The organism is Qipengyuania sp. SM2512 (assembly GCF_054954005.1).
Window position 1 is genome coordinate 1,027,174 of record NZ_CM143134.1, and the last position, 15,585, is coordinate 1,042,758.

At 67.0% G+C, this 15,585-nt stretch carries 11 protein-coding genes; 2 read left to right on the forward strand and 9 right to left on the reverse strand.

Annotated features, from left to right (window positions below):
- Positions 1–84: 84 nt before the first annotated feature.
- The 6 genes from ACQ5J0_RS05255 to glnE all read right to left on the reverse strand — a co-directional run bounded on the left by ACQ5J0_RS05255 (position 85) and on the right by glnE (position 7,897).
- Positions 85–1,398, reverse strand: a complete 1,314-nt coding sequence (locus tag ACQ5J0_RS05255) for a cytochrome P450 (protein WP_462569481.1) — start codon at positions 1,396–1,398, stop codon at positions 85–87.
- Complete coding sequence (locus ACQ5J0_RS05260) at positions 1,395–2,933, reverse strand: acyl-CoA synthetase (protein ID WP_462569482.1); 1,539 nt, start codon at positions 2,931–2,933, stop codon at positions 1,395–1,397. The genes ACQ5J0_RS05255 and ACQ5J0_RS05260 overlap by 4 nt, the downstream gene beginning before the upstream one ends.
- Before the next feature lie 147 nt (positions 2,934–3,080).
- Positions 3,081–3,779: a M23 family metallopeptidase gene (locus ACQ5J0_RS05265; RefSeq protein WP_462569483.1), complete on the reverse strand. Its 699-nt coding sequence runs from the start codon at positions 3,777–3,779 to the stop codon at positions 3,081–3,083.
- A 148-nt stretch (positions 3,780–3,927) separates the two neighbouring features.
- The gene (locus ACQ5J0_RS05270; RefSeq protein ID WP_462569484.1) at positions 3,928–4,743 is read right to left on the reverse strand and encodes a ferritin-like domain-containing protein; all 816 of its coding nucleotides are present in this window, start codon (positions 4,741–4,743) and stop codon (positions 3,928–3,930) included.
- Complete coding sequence (locus ACQ5J0_RS05275) at positions 4,740–5,213, reverse strand: peroxiredoxin (RefSeq protein ID WP_462569485.1); 474 nt, start codon at positions 5,211–5,213, stop codon at positions 4,740–4,742. The genes ACQ5J0_RS05270 and ACQ5J0_RS05275 overlap by 4 nt, the downstream gene beginning before the upstream one ends.
- Entirely contained in the window at positions 5,210–7,897 is a 2,688-nt protein-coding gene (gene glnE / locus ACQ5J0_RS05280) for a bifunctional [glutamate--ammonia ligase]-adenylyl-L-tyrosine phosphorylase/[glutamate--ammonia-ligase] adenylyltransferase (protein WP_462569486.1), read from the reverse strand. The genes ACQ5J0_RS05275 and glnE overlap by 4 nt, the downstream gene beginning before the upstream one ends.
- An 87-nt stretch (positions 7,898–7,984) precedes the next feature.
- Here glnE and ACQ5J0_RS05285 point away from each other — a divergent pair, with 87 nt between their 5' ends.
- Both ACQ5J0_RS05285 and ACQ5J0_RS05290 read left to right on the forward strand, forming a co-directional pair.
- The gene (locus tag ACQ5J0_RS05285) at positions 7,985–9,682 is read left to right on the forward strand and encodes a M28 family metallopeptidase (protein WP_462569487.1); all 1,698 of its coding nucleotides are present in this window, start codon (positions 7,985–7,987) and stop codon (positions 9,680–9,682) included.
- A gap of 22 nt (positions 9,683–9,704) precedes the next feature.
- Positions 9,705–10,706: an agmatine deiminase family protein gene (locus ACQ5J0_RS05290; RefSeq protein WP_462569488.1), complete on the forward strand. Its 1,002-nt coding sequence runs from the start codon at positions 9,705–9,707 to the stop codon at positions 10,704–10,706.
- Between the two features lie 167 nt (positions 10,707–10,873).
- Here ACQ5J0_RS05290 and ACQ5J0_RS05295 read toward each other — a convergent pair whose 3' ends face one another.
- The 3 genes from ACQ5J0_RS05295 to ACQ5J0_RS05305 all read right to left on the reverse strand — a co-directional run bounded on the left by ACQ5J0_RS05295 (position 10,874) and on the right by ACQ5J0_RS05305 (position 15,585).
- On the reverse strand, positions 10,874–11,617 hold the full coding sequence (locus tag ACQ5J0_RS05295) for a TSUP family transporter (RefSeq protein WP_462569489.1): 744 nt from the start codon (positions 11,615–11,617) through the stop codon (positions 10,874–10,876).
- A 15-nt stretch (positions 11,618–11,632) separates the two neighbouring features.
- On the reverse strand, positions 11,633–13,660 hold the full coding sequence (gene thrS, locus ACQ5J0_RS05300; RefSeq protein WP_462569490.1) for a threonine--tRNA ligase: 2,028 nt from the start codon (positions 13,658–13,660) through the stop codon (positions 11,633–11,635).
- A gap of 263 nt (positions 13,661–13,923) precedes the next feature.
- Positions 13,924–15,585: an alkaline phosphatase D family protein gene (locus ACQ5J0_RS05305; protein WP_462569491.1), complete on the reverse strand. Its 1,662-nt coding sequence runs from the start codon at positions 15,583–15,585 to the stop codon at positions 13,924–13,926.

The following is a 15,585-nucleotide window of genomic DNA, read 5'->3' on the forward strand; positions in this document are numbered from 1 at the left end:
ACGGCGCAGGGGAATGTGTTTCATCAACCAAACCCCGCTGCATTCACTCTGGCGCCGCAAGGGCTGAACGAATCGGGTCGCGAATCAGTGTGCGGCGAAGCGCAGCGGGAGCGTTTTCAGCCCGCCGACGAAGGTCGATTTGGCGCGCACCGGTTCGCCCGCGAGTTCGACGCTCTCGATCCGGTCGAGCAGCGCCTCGAACAGGATCCGCATCTCGAGCCGCGCCAGATGCAGGCCGAGGCACTGATGCGCGCCCGCGCCGAAAGCGAGGTGGCGGTTGGGGTGGCGCGAGGCGTCGAAGCGGCGCGGGTTCTCGAACTGCGCCGGGTCGTGATTGGCGGCGACGTAATTGATCATCAGCCAGTCCCCCTTGGCGATTTTCTGCCCGCCGACCTCGGTATCCTCGGCCGCGGTGCGCATGAAATGCTGCACCGGGCTGGTCCAGCGAATCGCCTCCTCGACGATGCCCGGCAGCAGCGAGCGGTCGGCCCTGACCCGCGCGAATTGTTCCGGATCGCGCGCCAGCGCCAGCATCGCGCCGGCGGTGCTCGCACTGGTGGTGTCGTGCCCGGCGGCGGCGAGGATGATGTAATAGCCCATCATGTCGCGGGAGTTGAGCGGTTCGCCGTCGATGGTGGCGTTGGCGATGGTGCTCGCGACATCGCCGGTGGGATGGGCGCGCTTCTCGGCGGTGAGGCGGGCGAAATAGGCCTCGAAATCCTTGACCGCGCCGGCGATCAGCTGGGTGATCTGCTCGGGCGTCATCGCCGCCATGCCCGAGCCGCTGAGCTCCTCGTCCTGCCCGCCGAACATCTGCTGGGTGAGCATCAGCATCCGCGCCTCGTCCTCCTCGGGCACGCCCATGATCTGCATCACCACATGCAGCGGATAGGGCGCCGAGACGAGCTTGACGAAATCGACGACCTTTGTTTCCCCGGCCCCTTCATCCCCACCCGCATCGACCAGCCGCTGCACCGTCGCCTGCGCCAGCTCGCGGATCTCATCCTCCACCCCGCGCAGGTTCTTGGGCATGAACCATTCCTGCGTGAGCTTGCGGTATTTCATGTGGATCGGCGCGTCGAAGGTGACGAGGCTGGCGACCAGATGCGGGCTGCCGCCGGTCAGCGATTTGGCGAATTCGATCCCCTGGGTCAGCGAGAACACCACCGATTGCGGATTGTTGAGGAAGGTGGAATTGTCCTTCGAGATCCGCATCACGTCGTCGTAGCGCGAGACCAGCCAGAACGGCGGGTGGATGCCGTCGGGCGATTCGACGCGCGCGACGGGAGCTTGTTCGCGCAGGGTGTCGAACAGGTCGAGTAGATCGTCCCATTGCGCGTAGCTCGCCGGGTCGATCACCGCGCGGCCCTGTTCGGGCGACAGCACCGACGCGGTCACGCCGCGACCTCGGCCTTCGCGGCGTATTCGTCGCGCAGCTCGCGCTTGTACAATTTGCCATTGGCCTCGCGCGGCAGCTCGGGGCGGAAGTCGAACAGCTTGGGCAGCTTGATCCGCGCCAGCCTGGGCGCGAGATAGGCGCGCAGCTCCTCCTCGAGCGCCTCGCCCGCCTCGGCCATGTCGACCGGCTGGACCACCGCCACAACCTGTTCGCCGAAATCGGGATCGGGCGCGCCGATCACCGCGGCATCCATCACCTTGTCGTGACTGATCAGCAGGTTCTCGACCTCCTGCGGGTAGATATTGACCCCGCCCGAGATGATCATGTGGCTCATCCGGTCGGTCAGATAGAGGAAGCCCTCCTCGTCGACATGACCGATATCGCCCAAAGTCATCCAGCCCCTGGGATGCATCGCCTCGGCGGTCTTCTCGGGATCGTTGTGATAGGTCGGCAGGATCGCGTTCTCGAAATAGATCAGCCCGTCCTCGCCGGGAGGCAGTTCCTCGCCATCGGGACCGCAGACATGCAGCGTGCCGTGGATCGCCTTGCCGACGGTGCCGGGATGGGTGAGCCAGTCCTCGGACTTGACCAGCGTCATCCCGATCCCCTCCGAACCGGCGTAATATTCGTTCACGATCGGCCCCCACCATTCGATCATCGCCTGCTTGACCGGAACCGGGCAGGGCGCCGCGGCGTGGAGCGCGCGCCGGTGGCTGGAGAGATCGTATTTCTCGCGCTGTTCCGGATCGAGCTTGAGCATGCGGACGAAATGGGTCGGTACCCACTGGCTGTCGGTGATGCGGTATTTCTCGATCGCCGCCAGCGCCTCTTCGGGGTCGAAGCGTTCCATCACCACGATGGTCGCCCCGAGGCGATGCGCGGTGCTGCACCAGCCCAGCGGCGCGGCGTGGTAGAGCGGCGCGGGCGAGAGATAGACCATCGATCCGTCCGCGGGCATGCCTGCGCCCATCACCGCCAGTCCGACCAGCGGCGACATTTCCTGAATGTCCCCGGTCTCGGGCGGGCGGGGGCGAACCCCCTTCGGCCGGCCGGTGGTCCCGCTCGAATAGAGCATGTACTGGCCCGGCGCCGGGTCCGCGAGCGGCTCGGCCGATTGCGCCGCGATCGCCGCCTCGAGATCCTCCTCGCCGCCCTCGCTCAGGATGAGGAATTCGCATTGCGGGCACTGCGCGCGCAGCTCCCCGATCACATCGGCGAATTTGGTCGAGGTGACCATCAGCCGCGCATCGGAATCCTGCATGATATAGGCGATCTCGGGTGCGGTCAGCCGGGTCGAGACCGGGACCATCATCGCCCCGGAACGTTGCGAGCCCCAGACCAGCTGGAGGAACAGCGCGTTGTTCTCCATCAGCATTCCGAAATGACCTCCGCGGCCCAGCCCGCGCTCCTTGAGCAGCCGGGCGAAGCGGTTGGCGGTGGCGTCCATCTCGCCATAAGTTACCGTCTCGCCGCTGCCCGCCATGATGATGGCAGGATGGTCGGGACGGGTCTGTGCGTGAACGATCGGATGCATGTCTCTCTCCCACGGGGCCTCTTGGCGGGCCAGCCGGTTGCGCTTCGAAACCTAACGCCTGCGCTTGCGCGCACAAGCAAAAAGGCGGCAGGTTTCCCCGCCGCCTTCTCAACTCCCGTCCAGGAAGTAACTCTGCGGTTTGGCCGCTTACTGGGCCGCCTGCTCCCCGCCCGCCAGCGCGAAGGTGCGCGCGGCTGCGGTCTCGAGCATATAGGGCGAGGGATCGACGGCGACGCCGTTGACGCGCACTTCGTAGTGGAGATGCGGACCGGTCGAACGGCCGGTCGAACCGACATAACCGATCAGATCGCCCTTCTTGACCGACGCGCCTTCGGACACGACGATCTCGGAAAGATGGGCGAAGCGGGTCTGGAGATCGGCGCCATGCTCGATCGAAATATACTTGCCGTAGCTGGAGAACCAGTTGGCGCGGCTCACGCGGCCATCGGCGGTGGCAAAGATCGGCGTGCCGGTCGGCGCGGCCAGATCGACACCCTTGTGTCCGGCGCGGCGGCCCAGCACCGGATGGATGCGGGTGCCGTAGTCGCTCGACAGGCGGGCGTTCTCGAGCGGCATGCGCGAGGGGACCGAAATCGTGGTGGTCAGACCGCCGGACTGCACCCGGTCGATCTTGTCCCAGCTGGCGAAGAGTTGGCGGAACTGCTCGTCATGCGCTTCTCCCGAACCCAATGCGGAACCCATCGAACCCTTGGTGGGCAGGTCGGTCTTGGCGACCATCTCGACGGTATCGGAAGTTTCGGCCTGGGCCGGCGCGGCGGCGATGATGGCGGCGGCGCCCAAGGTTCCCAGCAGAGCGCGACCCGCGGAGATGAAGAAATCGTTCATAAATCAGACCCGTCCAATGCTTGCGGCGCCCATTTCGGCGCCCTGCGATCCCGACCGACGACCCATTCCCCTGAGCCTGTCGATCTTTCGACGCTACGGCTGGAACCCCCCGCCGTGTCGTGCATTCATGGGTTAAGGGCGGAAGGGTTTACGAAGCAAGCGCGGCGTAGAACTCTAGCGACAGACCGGCTGCATGACGCGCCGAGTCGTTGAATGGAGGCTTCAACCGACCGGAAAAGTGCGTGCGGACGAGGTTTTGCCACGTTTCTTGCGGCAGTTTGTTCCCCTCTCCGCAAATTTTCAGAAAGTGCTTCGTCCCCAGGGCGACGTGGCGGATTTCGTCGTCAAGGATTCGCTCCAGAATCCGCGCACCATGCGAATCGCCTTGTGCCTTCACGCGCTCGAGCATGGCGGGGGTAACGTCGAGCCCCCGCGCCTCGAGTACCATTGGTACGATCGCCAGGCGCGCTGCGGGGTCATGCGCGGTGTCCTGCGCCGCCTGCCACAAGCCGTCATGCGCCGGGAATGCCCCGTAATGCGAGCCCAGCGCAGCGAGCTTGCGATCGAGCAAGGCGAAATGCATCGCCTCGTCCGCCGCAACGCTCAGAAAATCGGAGACGAATTCCTCGCCCCGCGCGCCCCCGAAGCGCCCCGCCATGTCGAGCGCCAGGTCGATCGCGACGAATTCGATATGCGCCAGCGCATGCCAAAGGGCGATTCGCCCGCGCTCCGACCCGCCTTTGCCGCGGCGCGGCATCTGCGTCGGAGGCAGCAGCTCGAGGTTCGCAGGCCATTCGGGTCGCTCGGGCATGAGCGGCGCTTCGTCTCGGGCGAGATCGAACGCCAGCCGACCCAGCCGCCAGTCGCGCGCGACCTTGCGCGCCGCGAAGACCTTGCCCGCGGGATCGCCGGTCAGCAGCGCGGCACGGATCGCAGCAGCGAGCGATGGCAGCGCTTCGTTCACGCCTCGCGCGCAGCCGCCAGCACATCTTCCGCGTGGCCCTTGACCTTGACCTTGTTCCAGACCCGCTCGATCCTACCGTCTTCGCCGACCAGATAGGTCGTCCGGATCATCCCCATATAGGTCTTGCCGTACATCGACTTCTCCGCCCAGATGCCCAGAGCGTCGGACAATGCCCCCTCCTCTGCATCGGTCGCGAGAGCGACGGTCAGCTCGTGCTTGGCGATGAAATTGCGATGCTTCCGGGCCGAATCCTTGCTGATGCCGAGCAGGGCCACGCCGGCTTTCTCGAACTCGGGCTTCAGCGCCGAGAAGTCCTTCGCTTCGGTCGTGCAGCCCGGCGTGTTGTCCTTGGGATAGAAGAAGAACACCGTCTTGCGACCTGCAAACTCGGAGGCGCGCACCGATTCGCCCTCCGGGGTTTCAAGCGCGATGTCGGGCATCGCATCGCCTTGCGCGGGAAATTCGCTCATCGATCCATCTCCAGTTTCTCGCCGAAGGTCTCGGCCCATTGTGCCGCCACCCCATGGCGCGCCAGGTCGAGCGCCCGCAAGAGCGAAGCGTAGTCCTCCTCCCGCGCCAGCTGCGCCAGCACCGCGCGCGCGGCAGGACCGGGTGCGCCCAGATCGGGTGCCAGCAGCCTCGAGCCGACCAGCACCCTCGTGAGCAGGCGATGATGCGCGCGCAGCTCGGGTGAGATCAACCCTCGCTCGATCAGTTCGGCAATCGCGGCGGAGAGATCGGGGTTGAGCGCGGTGCGTTCGCGCAATTGGAGAAAGTGGATCAGGAATTCCAGATCGACCAGCCCGCCGCGCAGAAGCTTGACGTCGAGCTCGCCGCGAGCGGGCTTGTGTGCCGCCATGTCGCTTCGCATCTTCACCACATCGGCCTGCAGTACGAGCGCGTCGCGACGGCGATTGAGGATCGCATCGACGATCGCAGCGACCTCGCGCCGCGCGTCGTTCGAACCGACCAGAACTCGCGCGCGGTTGAGCGCCATATGCTCCCAGGTCCAGGCGTTCTCGCGCTGGTACCGTTCGAAGGACGAGAGGCTCACCGCGAGCGGCCCCTGGTTGCCCTGCGGCCGCAGCCGCGTGTCGACATCGTAGAGCGCACCCTGCGCGGTGGGCACGCTCAGCGCCACCCCGACCCGCTGGGCCAGACGGTTGAAATAGAGCGTCCGACCCAGCGGCCGCGGTCCGTCGGATTCGCCCATCTCGCCATCGGTGAAGAGGTAGATCATGTCGAGATCCGAGGCGTGGGTCAGCGCCCCGCCGCCCAACCGGCCCAGTCCCAGCACCAGCAGCTCGCCATCGCCGAAGCGCCCGTGGCGCTCGGCGAACTCTTCCTGCGCCGCCTCGCAGGCTACCTGCACCGCCGCTTCCGCCACCCGCGACAGCGCCTCGGCGACATCGAGCGGATCCTGCGCCGCCTCGATCAATTGCACGCCCAGCGTGAAGCGCTGTTCGCTGGTGACGATCCGGATGCGGTCGAGCGCCTGCTCGTATTCGTCGCCGCGCTCGGTGCGGCGCATCATCCGCGCCAGATCCTCGGTCGAGCCGGGCAGATCGAAAGCGGTGCGATCGATCAGCGTGTCGAGCAGCTCGGGCCGCCGCGCCAGCTCGTCGGCCAGCGGCGCGGCCAGTGTCAGGCAGTCGACGAGCTGCTGGAGCAGGCCCGGGCGCGCCTCGAGCAGGCGGAACAGGTTGATCGCGCTGGGCAGCTTCTCGAGCAGGGTCTCGAAGCGCGCCAGCGCATGATCGGGGTCGGGTCCCTGGCCGAGGGCCGCGAACAATTGCGGCCGGATCGCGTCGAACGCCGCCTTGGCCGCCTCGCTCCGCAAGGCGCGGAACCCTCCCTCGCTCCAGCCGGCGATCCGCAGTGCGGCCGCCTCGGGGTCGGCGAAGCCGAAGTCGCCGCGCTGATCGGGCTCGGCTTGCGGAATCGGACGCCGGGGCGCGTCCTCCGCGATCAATTCGCCGAAATACCCGGCCACCGGGCCGCAGGTCTCGTCCAGCAGCGCCAGCATCGCCGCAGCATCCTCCAATCCATGCAATCGCGCGACCCCGTCGAGCGCATCGCCCGTGGGCAGCGTATGCGTCTGGCGATCGTCGATCATCTGCAGCCGGTGCTCGATGGTCCGCAGCGTGTCGTAGGCTTCGCCCAGCGTTCGCGCGGCCTCCGGCGCGATATGGCCCGCCGCGGCGAGCGCATCCAGCGCCGCCCGCGTCCCGCGCGCGCGCAGCGAAGGGTCGCGCCCGCCATGGATCAGCTGGTGGGTCTGGGCGAAGAACTCGATCTCGCGAATCCCCCCGCGCCCCTGCTTGAGATCGAAGCCCGGCCCCGGCTCGCGCGGACCGGAATAGCGCGTCCGGATCCGCGCGCTCAGCCCCCGGATCTCGTCGATCGCGCCGAAATCGAGGCTGCGGCGCCACACGAAGGAGCGGATCGAATCGAGAAAGGCCTCGCCGCGCGCGATGTCGCCCGAGGCGGCGCGCGCGCGGATGAAGGCGGCGCGTTCCCAGGTGAGCGCCGAGCTTTCGTAGTGGCTGGTCGCGCCCTCGAGCGAGATCGCCAGCGGGCTGACTTCGGAAGCCGGGCGCAGCCGCAGGTCGACGCGGAAGACATAGCCTTCGGCGGTCACGTCCGACAGCAGCCTGACGACCTCGCGCGCATAACGCTGCGCCGCCTCGGGCGGTTCGTCGCGTTCGCGGCGCGGCAGCACCTCGGCATCGTAGAGCAGGATGGGATCGATGTCGGAGCTGTAGTTGAGTTCGCCCGAACCATGCTTGCCCAGCGCCAGCCCGATGAAGCCGGTCGGGTCTGCATCCGGCACCCGGCGCAGGATCGCCGCCTCGATCGCGCGGTGCAGCGCGCGATCGGCGAACCCGGACAATTCGCGCATCACCTTGTCGAGATCGAACGCGCCGGCAAGATCGCCGATCGCCAGCACCAGAGCGAGCGCCAGCCGCTCGCGGCGCAGCGCCAGCCCAGCGTCCTCGATTCCGCGCCCGGCCTGCTTCGCCTTGAGCAGCGCCGCCTCGCCATAGCCGTCGGCCAGCAGCGCCTCGAAATCGGGGAGGCGTTGCAGCGAATGCGCGAGAAAGGGCGAATGCGCCTTGGCTCGCTGCAGAGCTGACTTCCAATCGCCATCCATGCGCCGCTCCTGCCGCGCTACGGCTTGCCCTGCAAGGTGCGAGGTGCAAGAGACTCAGGCATGCAAATCTCATTCCGGGACAAGACCATGACCCTCGCACCCCGCTTCCGCCACACCGCAGCTGCGCTCGCCGCGAGCCTCGCGCTCAGCGCCTGCGCCGCCACGACGAGCGACACCGCGCTCGATATTCCCGAAGTCGCCCAAGGCGATATCTCGCAGGCGACGATGGTGGACGTCACCCGCACCCTGTCCTCCGACGAGTTCGAGGGCCGGATGCCGGGAACGGTGGGCGAGGAGAAGACCGTAGCGCTGCTGAGCGAGCGCTTCGCCGCCGCCGGGCTGCAGCCGGGCAACAATGGCTCGTGGGTGCAGAAGGTGCCGCTGGTCGAGATCACCGGCAAGGATTTCGCCCCGCTGACGGTAACCGGCAGCGGCGAAACCATGTCCTTCGAGTTCGGCGACGAATGGGTCGGCGTGACCTACCGCGAGGATGCGCAAACCGCGTTGACCGAAAGCGAGCTGGTGTTCGTGGGTTATGGCGTGAACGCACCCGAGCGCGACTGGAACGATTACGAGGGGATCGACATGCGCGGCAAGACCGCGGTAATCCTCGTCAACGACCCCGATTACAACAGCCCCGATCTGGAAGGCCCCTTCAACGGCAAGGCGATGACCTTCTACGGGCGCTGGACCTACAAATTCGAGGAAGCCGCCCGGCAGGGCGCGGCGGGTGCAATCATCATCCACGACACTGCGCCGGCATCCTATGGCTGGAACGTAGTCGAGAGCAGCTGGTCGGGTCCGCAGGCCTATGCGCAGCGCGGCGAGAACGCGCCGCCGCTGACCAAGGTCAACGGCTGGGTGCAGAAGGATGTCGCAGCGCAGATCCTCGATGCTGCTGGTCAGGACCTTGCCGATCTTTCCGCCAAGGCGCGCAGCCGGGACTTCAAAGCGGTGCCGCTCGGGCTGAAGGCCTCGACCAGCTTCGCCAACGACATCCGCACCTTTCAGTCGCAAAATGTGATCGGTGTGCTGCCGGGTAGCGAGCGGCCCGACGAATACGTCATCCACACTGCGCATTGGGATCACCTCGGCCGCTGCAAGCCCGCGCCCGATGGCGACGACATCTGCAACGGCGCGATCGACAACGCCACCGGCACCGCGGCGCTGGTCGCGCTGGCCGAAGCGCATGCCAAGGCCGGCGCACCGGACCGTAGCCTCGTCTTCCTGGCGGTGACCGCCGAGGAATCGGGCCTGCTGGGCGCGCATTACTATGCCGAGAACCCGGTATTCCCGCTGGCGCAGACCGTGGGCGGGATCAACATGGATGCGTTCCAGGTCGCCGGCCCGGCGCGCGACGTGACGGTGGTCGGCCCCGGCAAGTCGCAGCTCGACGCCTATCTCGAGGCGGCGCTGGTTTCCGATGGACGGATCGCGACACCCAATCCCAAGCCCGAAGCGGGCTATTACTACCGCTCGGACCATTTCGCCTTCGCCAAGCGCGGGGTGCCGATGCTCTATATCGATGGCGGCGAAGATCTGATCGACGGCGGCCGCGCCGCCGGTGCGGCGGTCGCTGCGGACTACACCGAGAACCGCTATCACGGCCCCAAGGACGAGTTCGACGAGAGCTGGGACTGGTCGGGCGTGATGGGCGATCTGCAGCTCTATTACCGCATCGGCCGCGCGCTCGCGGCCAGCGAGAGCTGGCCCAACTGGAACCCGGGCGACGAGTTCCGCGCGATCCGCGACGCGGATTGCGCGGCAAGCGCGACGGGCTGCTGAACACCTTGGCCGAGTTCGTTTCATGGCAGTGATCATGCCGCCCGAATGGGCACCGCAGGACTGGTTGTGGATCGGCTTCCCGCACGACGCCGATGAGTGGCCCGATGTGCTGGCGCGCGCTCAGGAACAGATCGCCGCTTTCGCCAATGCGGTGGCGGAAAGCGGGCAGGAAGTCCGGCTGCTGGTCCGCGACGGTGCCAACGAGGCGCGGGCGCGGAGCCTGGTGAGCGGATCGGTGGTGCTCGAGCGGCGCGAATATGGCGATGTCTGGCTCCGCGATACCGGACCGCTGGTGGTTGTCGGCGAGAAGGGCCGCACCGCTCGCCGCTTCGGGTTCAACGGCTGGGGCGGCAAATACCTCATGCCCGGCGACCAGACGATCGGTGCCGAACTCGCGCGCGATGCAGGGTTGCCGATCGAGGCCAGCGACTGGGTGCTCGAAGGCGGTGCGGTGGACGGCGATGGCACCGGGCTCGCCATCACCACCGAGCAATGCCTGCTCAATCCGAACCGCAACCCGCGATTGTCGCGCGAGGAGATCGCCGCGCGGCTCGACCGCGATCTGGGCTTCTCCCGCGTGGTGTGGCTGGGCGACGGGCTGATCAACGACCACACCGATGGCCATGTCGACAATCTGGCGCGCTTCGTCGCTCCGGGGCGGGTGGCGCTGCCCCAAGCCACCGGGCCCGGCGATCCCAATGCCGAGATCTACGCCGACGCGGCGCGCCGCATCGAAGCAGCGGGTCTGGAACTCGTCCGCATCCCCTCGCCGGGTCTGATCACATCCGGTGACCGGATCGAACCCGCGAGCTACGCCAATTTCGCGGTGACCGGCCATCTGGTGGTGGTCCCGACCTTCGGCTCGATCCACGACGAAGCGGGTGTGGCGGCGATCGGTGACCTGTTCCCCGACCGCGCCACGATTGGCCTGCCCGCCGATGCCGTACTGGCGGGTGGCGGCGGTTTCCATTGCGCCAGTCAGCAGATGCCTTCGGCCACCAGCTCCGCCTCAAGCGCCGTTTAACCTTTCGTTAGCGAAACAGGCGGACAAGGATGCCATGGCTCAAACCATCGCTATCTCTCGCTCGCAGTGGGTCCCGTCGGGGCTGGCGGAAGTTCTGCGCGCAGCAATCGTAACCGGTTGCGCCCTTGCGCTGATCGCGGCCGGGCCGTTCGTACCGTTCTGAACCTTTAAATCAGGCGCAGCAGGGCAGCCAGCGCAGCGCCCCCCAGAACAATCCCGACGATGGCGCGCCAGACCGTATCGGCGATCCGGCCGGAGAACCGATTGCCCAGCGCATTGCCGATCAGCACGGCCGGAAACAGGAGCGCCGCCAGCAGCGGTAGCCTCAGCTCGAGCGCACCGATCGCTGCACCCGACATCAGACCCGAAGCGGCCGCGATGGTGAATATCAGCATCATCGAGGCCTTGGCGGTTTCCCGGTCGATGGCGCGGCCGACGTAATAGGGGACCACCGGCGGGCCGGGCATGCCGGCATAGCCCGTCATCAGTCCGCTCAATACCCCCACACCGCCGGTAGTAAGCCGCCCGGGGGAGGCGGCACCGCCGCGCGGCAGGATGATGGCGACGAAGGCCGAGCACGCGATTCCCGCGATCACGACCCGCGCGATCCCCGGGCTGGTTGCAGCCAGAGCGATCAGCCCCAGCGGCGTCGTCACCACGACCAGCCCCGCAATCCACCACGCCGATCGCTCGCTGCCCCGCACCAGCCTGCGGATCTCGAGCAGACCGATGGCGAGCGACAGGCAATTGGCGAGGATCACCGCGTCCAGCGGCGACAGCGCCAGCGCGAGGATCGGGACCAGCAGGATGGCCATTCCGAACCCGGTCAATCCGCGCACGAAAGCCGACCCGAAAGCGGCGAGAAGCGCCGTCGCTATCTCCAGCGCATCATAGGCCTCGAGCGGCGACATGTCCCGGCCTGGCGATCAGGGCCGCAGATCGGGGGGCGTCGCGGCGTCCTTGAGCATCGCGATCGCCTCGTCGAGCGTCATCACGGTCTGATCTTTCTCGCCCAACGTGCGAATCGCGACGGTGCCTTCCTCGGCCTCGCGCTTGCCCACCACCAGCAGATGTGGGACCTTCGCGAGGCTGTGCTCACGCACCTTGTAGTTGATCTTCTCGTTGCGCAGATCGCAGGTTACCCGAATCCCCGCCGCTTCCAGCTTCGCGGTCACTTCCTGGGCATAATCGTCGGCATCCGAGACGATCGTTGCGACCACCGCCTGCGTCGGCGCCAGCCAGACCGGCAGGCGGCCGGCGAAATGCTCGATCAGCACGCCGATAAAGCGCTCGAAGGTCCCGAAGATCGCGCGGTGGAGCATGACCGGACGGTGCTTCTCGCCATCCACGCCGATATAGGTCGCATCGAGCCGTTCGGGCAGCACGCGGTCGGACTGGATCGTGCCCACCTGCCAGGTCCGGCCGATCGCGTCGGTGAGATGCCATTCCAGCTTGGGCGCGTAGAAGGCGCCCTCGCCGGGCAGTTCCTCCCAGCCGTATTCCTCGGTCGCCATTCCGGCTTCATGCACCGCCGCGCGCAACTCGCTCTCGGCCTTGTCCCACATCTCATCGCTGCCGAAGCGCTTCTCGGGGCGCAGCGCGAGCTTGATCTGGTAGCTGAAGCCGAAATGACCGTAGACGCTGTCGACCAACCGGCAGAAGGCACGGACCTCGTCGACCACCTGCTCCTCGGTGCAGAAGATATGGCCGTCGTCCTGCGTGAACTGGCGCACGCGCAGAATGCCGTGGAGCGCGCCATGCGGCTCGTTGCGATGGCAGCAACCCATTTCGCCCAGCCGGATCGGCAGGTCGCGATAGCTGGTGATGCCCTGCTTGAAGACCAGCACATGCGCGGGGCAGTTCATCGGTTTCAGCGCCATCATGTCGCTGTCGCCGGCGATCAGCGGTGCGCCCGACTGCTCCGCCGCCTCGGGATCGGGGACGCTGTCGGGCACCGCGAACATGTTCTCGGCATATTTGCCCCAGTGCCCCGAACGCTCCCACTGGCGGACATCCATCAGCTGCGGAGTCTTGATCTCCTGATAGCCGGCGCCATCCATCCGGCGACGCATGTAGCTCTCGAGCTCGCGCCAGATGCGATAGCCCTGCGGGTGCCAGAACACCGAGCCATGCGCCTCTTCCTGGAGGTGGAACAGGTCCATCTCGCGGCCCAGCTTGCGGTGGTCGCGCTTGGCCGCTTCCTCGAGCCGCGTGAGATGCGCGGCGAGCTGCTTCTTGTTGAGCCAGCCGGTGCCGTAGATGCGCGTCAATTGCGCATTCTTCTGGTCGCCGCGCCAGTATGCGCCCGCCACCCGCATCAGCTTGAAGGCCTGCGGATCGAGCTTGCCGGTCGAAGCGAGATGCGGGCCGCGGCACATGTCGAGCCAGGAATCCTTGGCATCGGGATCGCCCGACCAATAGACGGTGAGTTCCTCATCCTCGGGCAGTTCCCTGGCCCATTCGGCCTTGAAGCTCTCGCCTTCGGATCCCCATTTTTCGATCAATCGCTCGCGGGTCCAGACCTCGCGGATGAGCGGCTTGTCGGCGGCGATGATCGCGCGCATCTTTTCTTCGATGGCGGGCAGATCGTCCATCGAGAAGGGATCGCGCGTGTCGGGGGCCTTCACGTCGTAATAGAAGCCGTCGTCGGTCGCCGGGCCGAAGGTGATCTGCGTGCCGGGCCACAGCGCCTGCACCGCTTCGGCGAGGATATGCGCGTAGTCGTGGCGCACCAGTTCGAGCGCGTCTTCCTCGTCCTTCACGGTAACCAGCGCCAGCTCGGAATCGCATTCGAAAGGGCGGCCGATATCGCGCAATTCACCGTTGACCCGCGCGGCGAGCGCCGCCTTGGCGAGCCCCGGGCCGATCGCCGCGGCGACATCGAGCGGCGTGCTGCCACGCTCCATCGCGCGCACCGAGCCATCGGGCAGGCTGATCTGAACTAGTTCCGTCATTGTCTGATCCGTATCCTTTGCGCCGCTCATGGCACAACCGTGCCTGCGCTTGAAGTGCGGCGTTGCTGGGGAAGGATAATCGGGAGGAACGCCGCACCGCCCGCTACCGGGCGGCGGGGCTGCGCGTCAGACCGCCAGCACCCGCCCCCGGAAATCCGAGGTGGTGGTGGTAGTCGTCGAAAGGCGCTGCTGCGACATGGCCGCCAAGCTAGTCTCTCGCGATGCGCTGTTCAAGCGGCTTGCCGTTTGGCTGGGTGGCGCCCTCAGGCCAATTCCAGCCTGCGGTCGCCCAGACCGGTCGAAACCCGCTGGGTCGCGACTACGCCCGCGCCGCGCTCGCGGATGCTCGAGAGGAAGCGGTATTCGCTCGTTGCGCGGGTGGGAGTGAGCTCCACCGCCATATAGCCGCGGCGAGAGGCGTCCATCCACACCAGCTCGGGGTTGAACTCGATACTGGCGCGTTCGAGATCGGCGGGCGCAAGCTGGGGCAGATAGGATTCGAAACCGGGCGAGGTGACCGATTGCACTCCGAATTCGACCCCGACCCGCTGTCCGGCATGACCAAGATCGAAAGACCAGGCGTTGTGGGTGTCGCCGGCCAGCGAGATCAGATTGGCATCGGCCGCCAGCGCCGCTTCGAACAGCCGCGCACGCGCCGCCGGGTAGCCGTCCCAGGCATCCATGTTGAGCGGCAATTCGGCGCGGCTCGCCAGTGCGCCCGCGACGATGCGGCTGCGGACGTATTCGGGAACGTCGGCGGGAAGCGAATCGACCAAGCGCGGCGAGGTGGCGAGCTTGCCCATCAGCACCTGCTGGACCAGCACCTGCCAGCGCTTGCCGCTGCCGGTGGAGCGCTTGAAGCCTTCCGCAAGCCAGGCCTGCTGCTGCGCCCCCAGCATTTCGCGCGACGGGTCGACGTAGTCGCCCTGGCGAAACGCGGTCAGCGCGCGCAGCATTGCTTCGGGGCCTTCCTGCCCGGTCAGCAGGCCGGCGAAATTGAATTGCTCGGCGCGTGCGGTGAGCCGTGTCTCGAGCCGGAACAGCGTGGCCAGATCGCCGATGTCATAGGTCGCCCAGGGCTCGTCCGAAACCGGCATCCACTCGCGATAGGCGCGCATCGCGGCACTCTTGCGGACGCTCCACTCGCCTTCGGTCTCGGGTTGGTGGTTCTGCGCGCCGCCGTGCCAACTGTCGTTGGCGCTCTCGTGATCGTCCCAGCCGGCGATCATCGGATAGACCTGATGCAGACGGCGCAGATCGCGATCGCTGCGATAGCTGGCGAAGCGCAGCCGGTAATCGGCCAGCGCCACGGTTTCGCTCAGCGGCGCGACCGGGCGTCCGGCAACGGCTTGTTCGACCGAGGGGTAGTTGTCGGGTCCGTATTCGTAGAAGTAGTCCCCGAGATGCAGCGCGCAGTCGAATTCGTTCGCAGCGGCGGCATGCGCATAGGCGTTGAACCAGCCGAAACCCATGTTGGAACAGCTGAACACCGCCATGCGGAAGCGCTCGGTGGGGCCCTCGGGCAGCGTCTTGGTGCGCCCTACATCGGAGGTGGCGCCATTGGGCGCGACGAAGCGATAATAGTACCAGCGGCCGGGCTCGAGACCTTCCGCGAAGGTCTTGCAGCAGCTGTCGTTGGCGGGACTCGCCAGCACCGAGCCCGAAGCGGCCAACCGCGCGAAATCGGCGCTGGGGCTGACCTCCCACTCCAGTCTCGTCTCCGCCGGGGCGACAAAGCGGGTCCACAGCAGCACCCGGTCGCGCGCCGGCTCGCCGCTGGCGACGCCGTGCGTGAACCCCGGCCCGCCAAATTGCGCCGAGAGCGGCGCGGCGATCAGCCCGGCGCCGAGCACTCCGGATTTGAGCAGGCTGCGGCGATCGAGCGGAGCAAGCGCGGCGGCAGCGGGGGGTTCGGTCTTGAACAC

Coding starts and splice junctions, on each gene's coding strand:
- ACQ5J0_RS05295 (WP_462569489.1), bottom strand. CDS start 11,617: ATGTCGCCGCTCGAGGCCTATGATGCGCTGGAGATAGCGACGGCGCTT.
- ACQ5J0_RS05275 (WP_462569485.1), bottom strand. CDS start 5,213: ATGAGCGAATTTCCCGCGCAAGGCGATGCGATGCCCGACATCGCGCTT.
- ACQ5J0_RS05290 (WP_462569488.1), top strand. CDS start 9,705: ATGGCAGTGATCATGCCGCCCGAATGGGCACCGCAGGACTGGTTGTGG.
- thrS (WP_462569490.1), bottom strand. CDS start 13,660: ATGACGGAACTAGTTCAGATCAGCCTGCCCGATGGCTCGGTGCGCGCG.
- ACQ5J0_RS05285 (WP_462569487.1), top strand. CDS start 7,985: ATGACCCTCGCACCCCGCTTCCGCCACACCGCAGCTGCGCTCGCCGCG.
- ACQ5J0_RS05265 (WP_462569483.1), bottom strand. CDS start 3,779: ATGAACGATTTCTTCATCTCCGCGGGTCGCGCTCTGCTGGGAACCTTG.
- ACQ5J0_RS05260 (WP_462569482.1), bottom strand. CDS start 2,933: ATGCATCCGATCGTTCACGCACAGACCCGTCCCGACCATCCTGCCATC.
- glnE (WP_462569486.1), bottom strand. CDS start 7,897: ATGGATGGCGATTGGAAGTCAGCTCTGCAGCGAGCCAAGGCGCATTCG.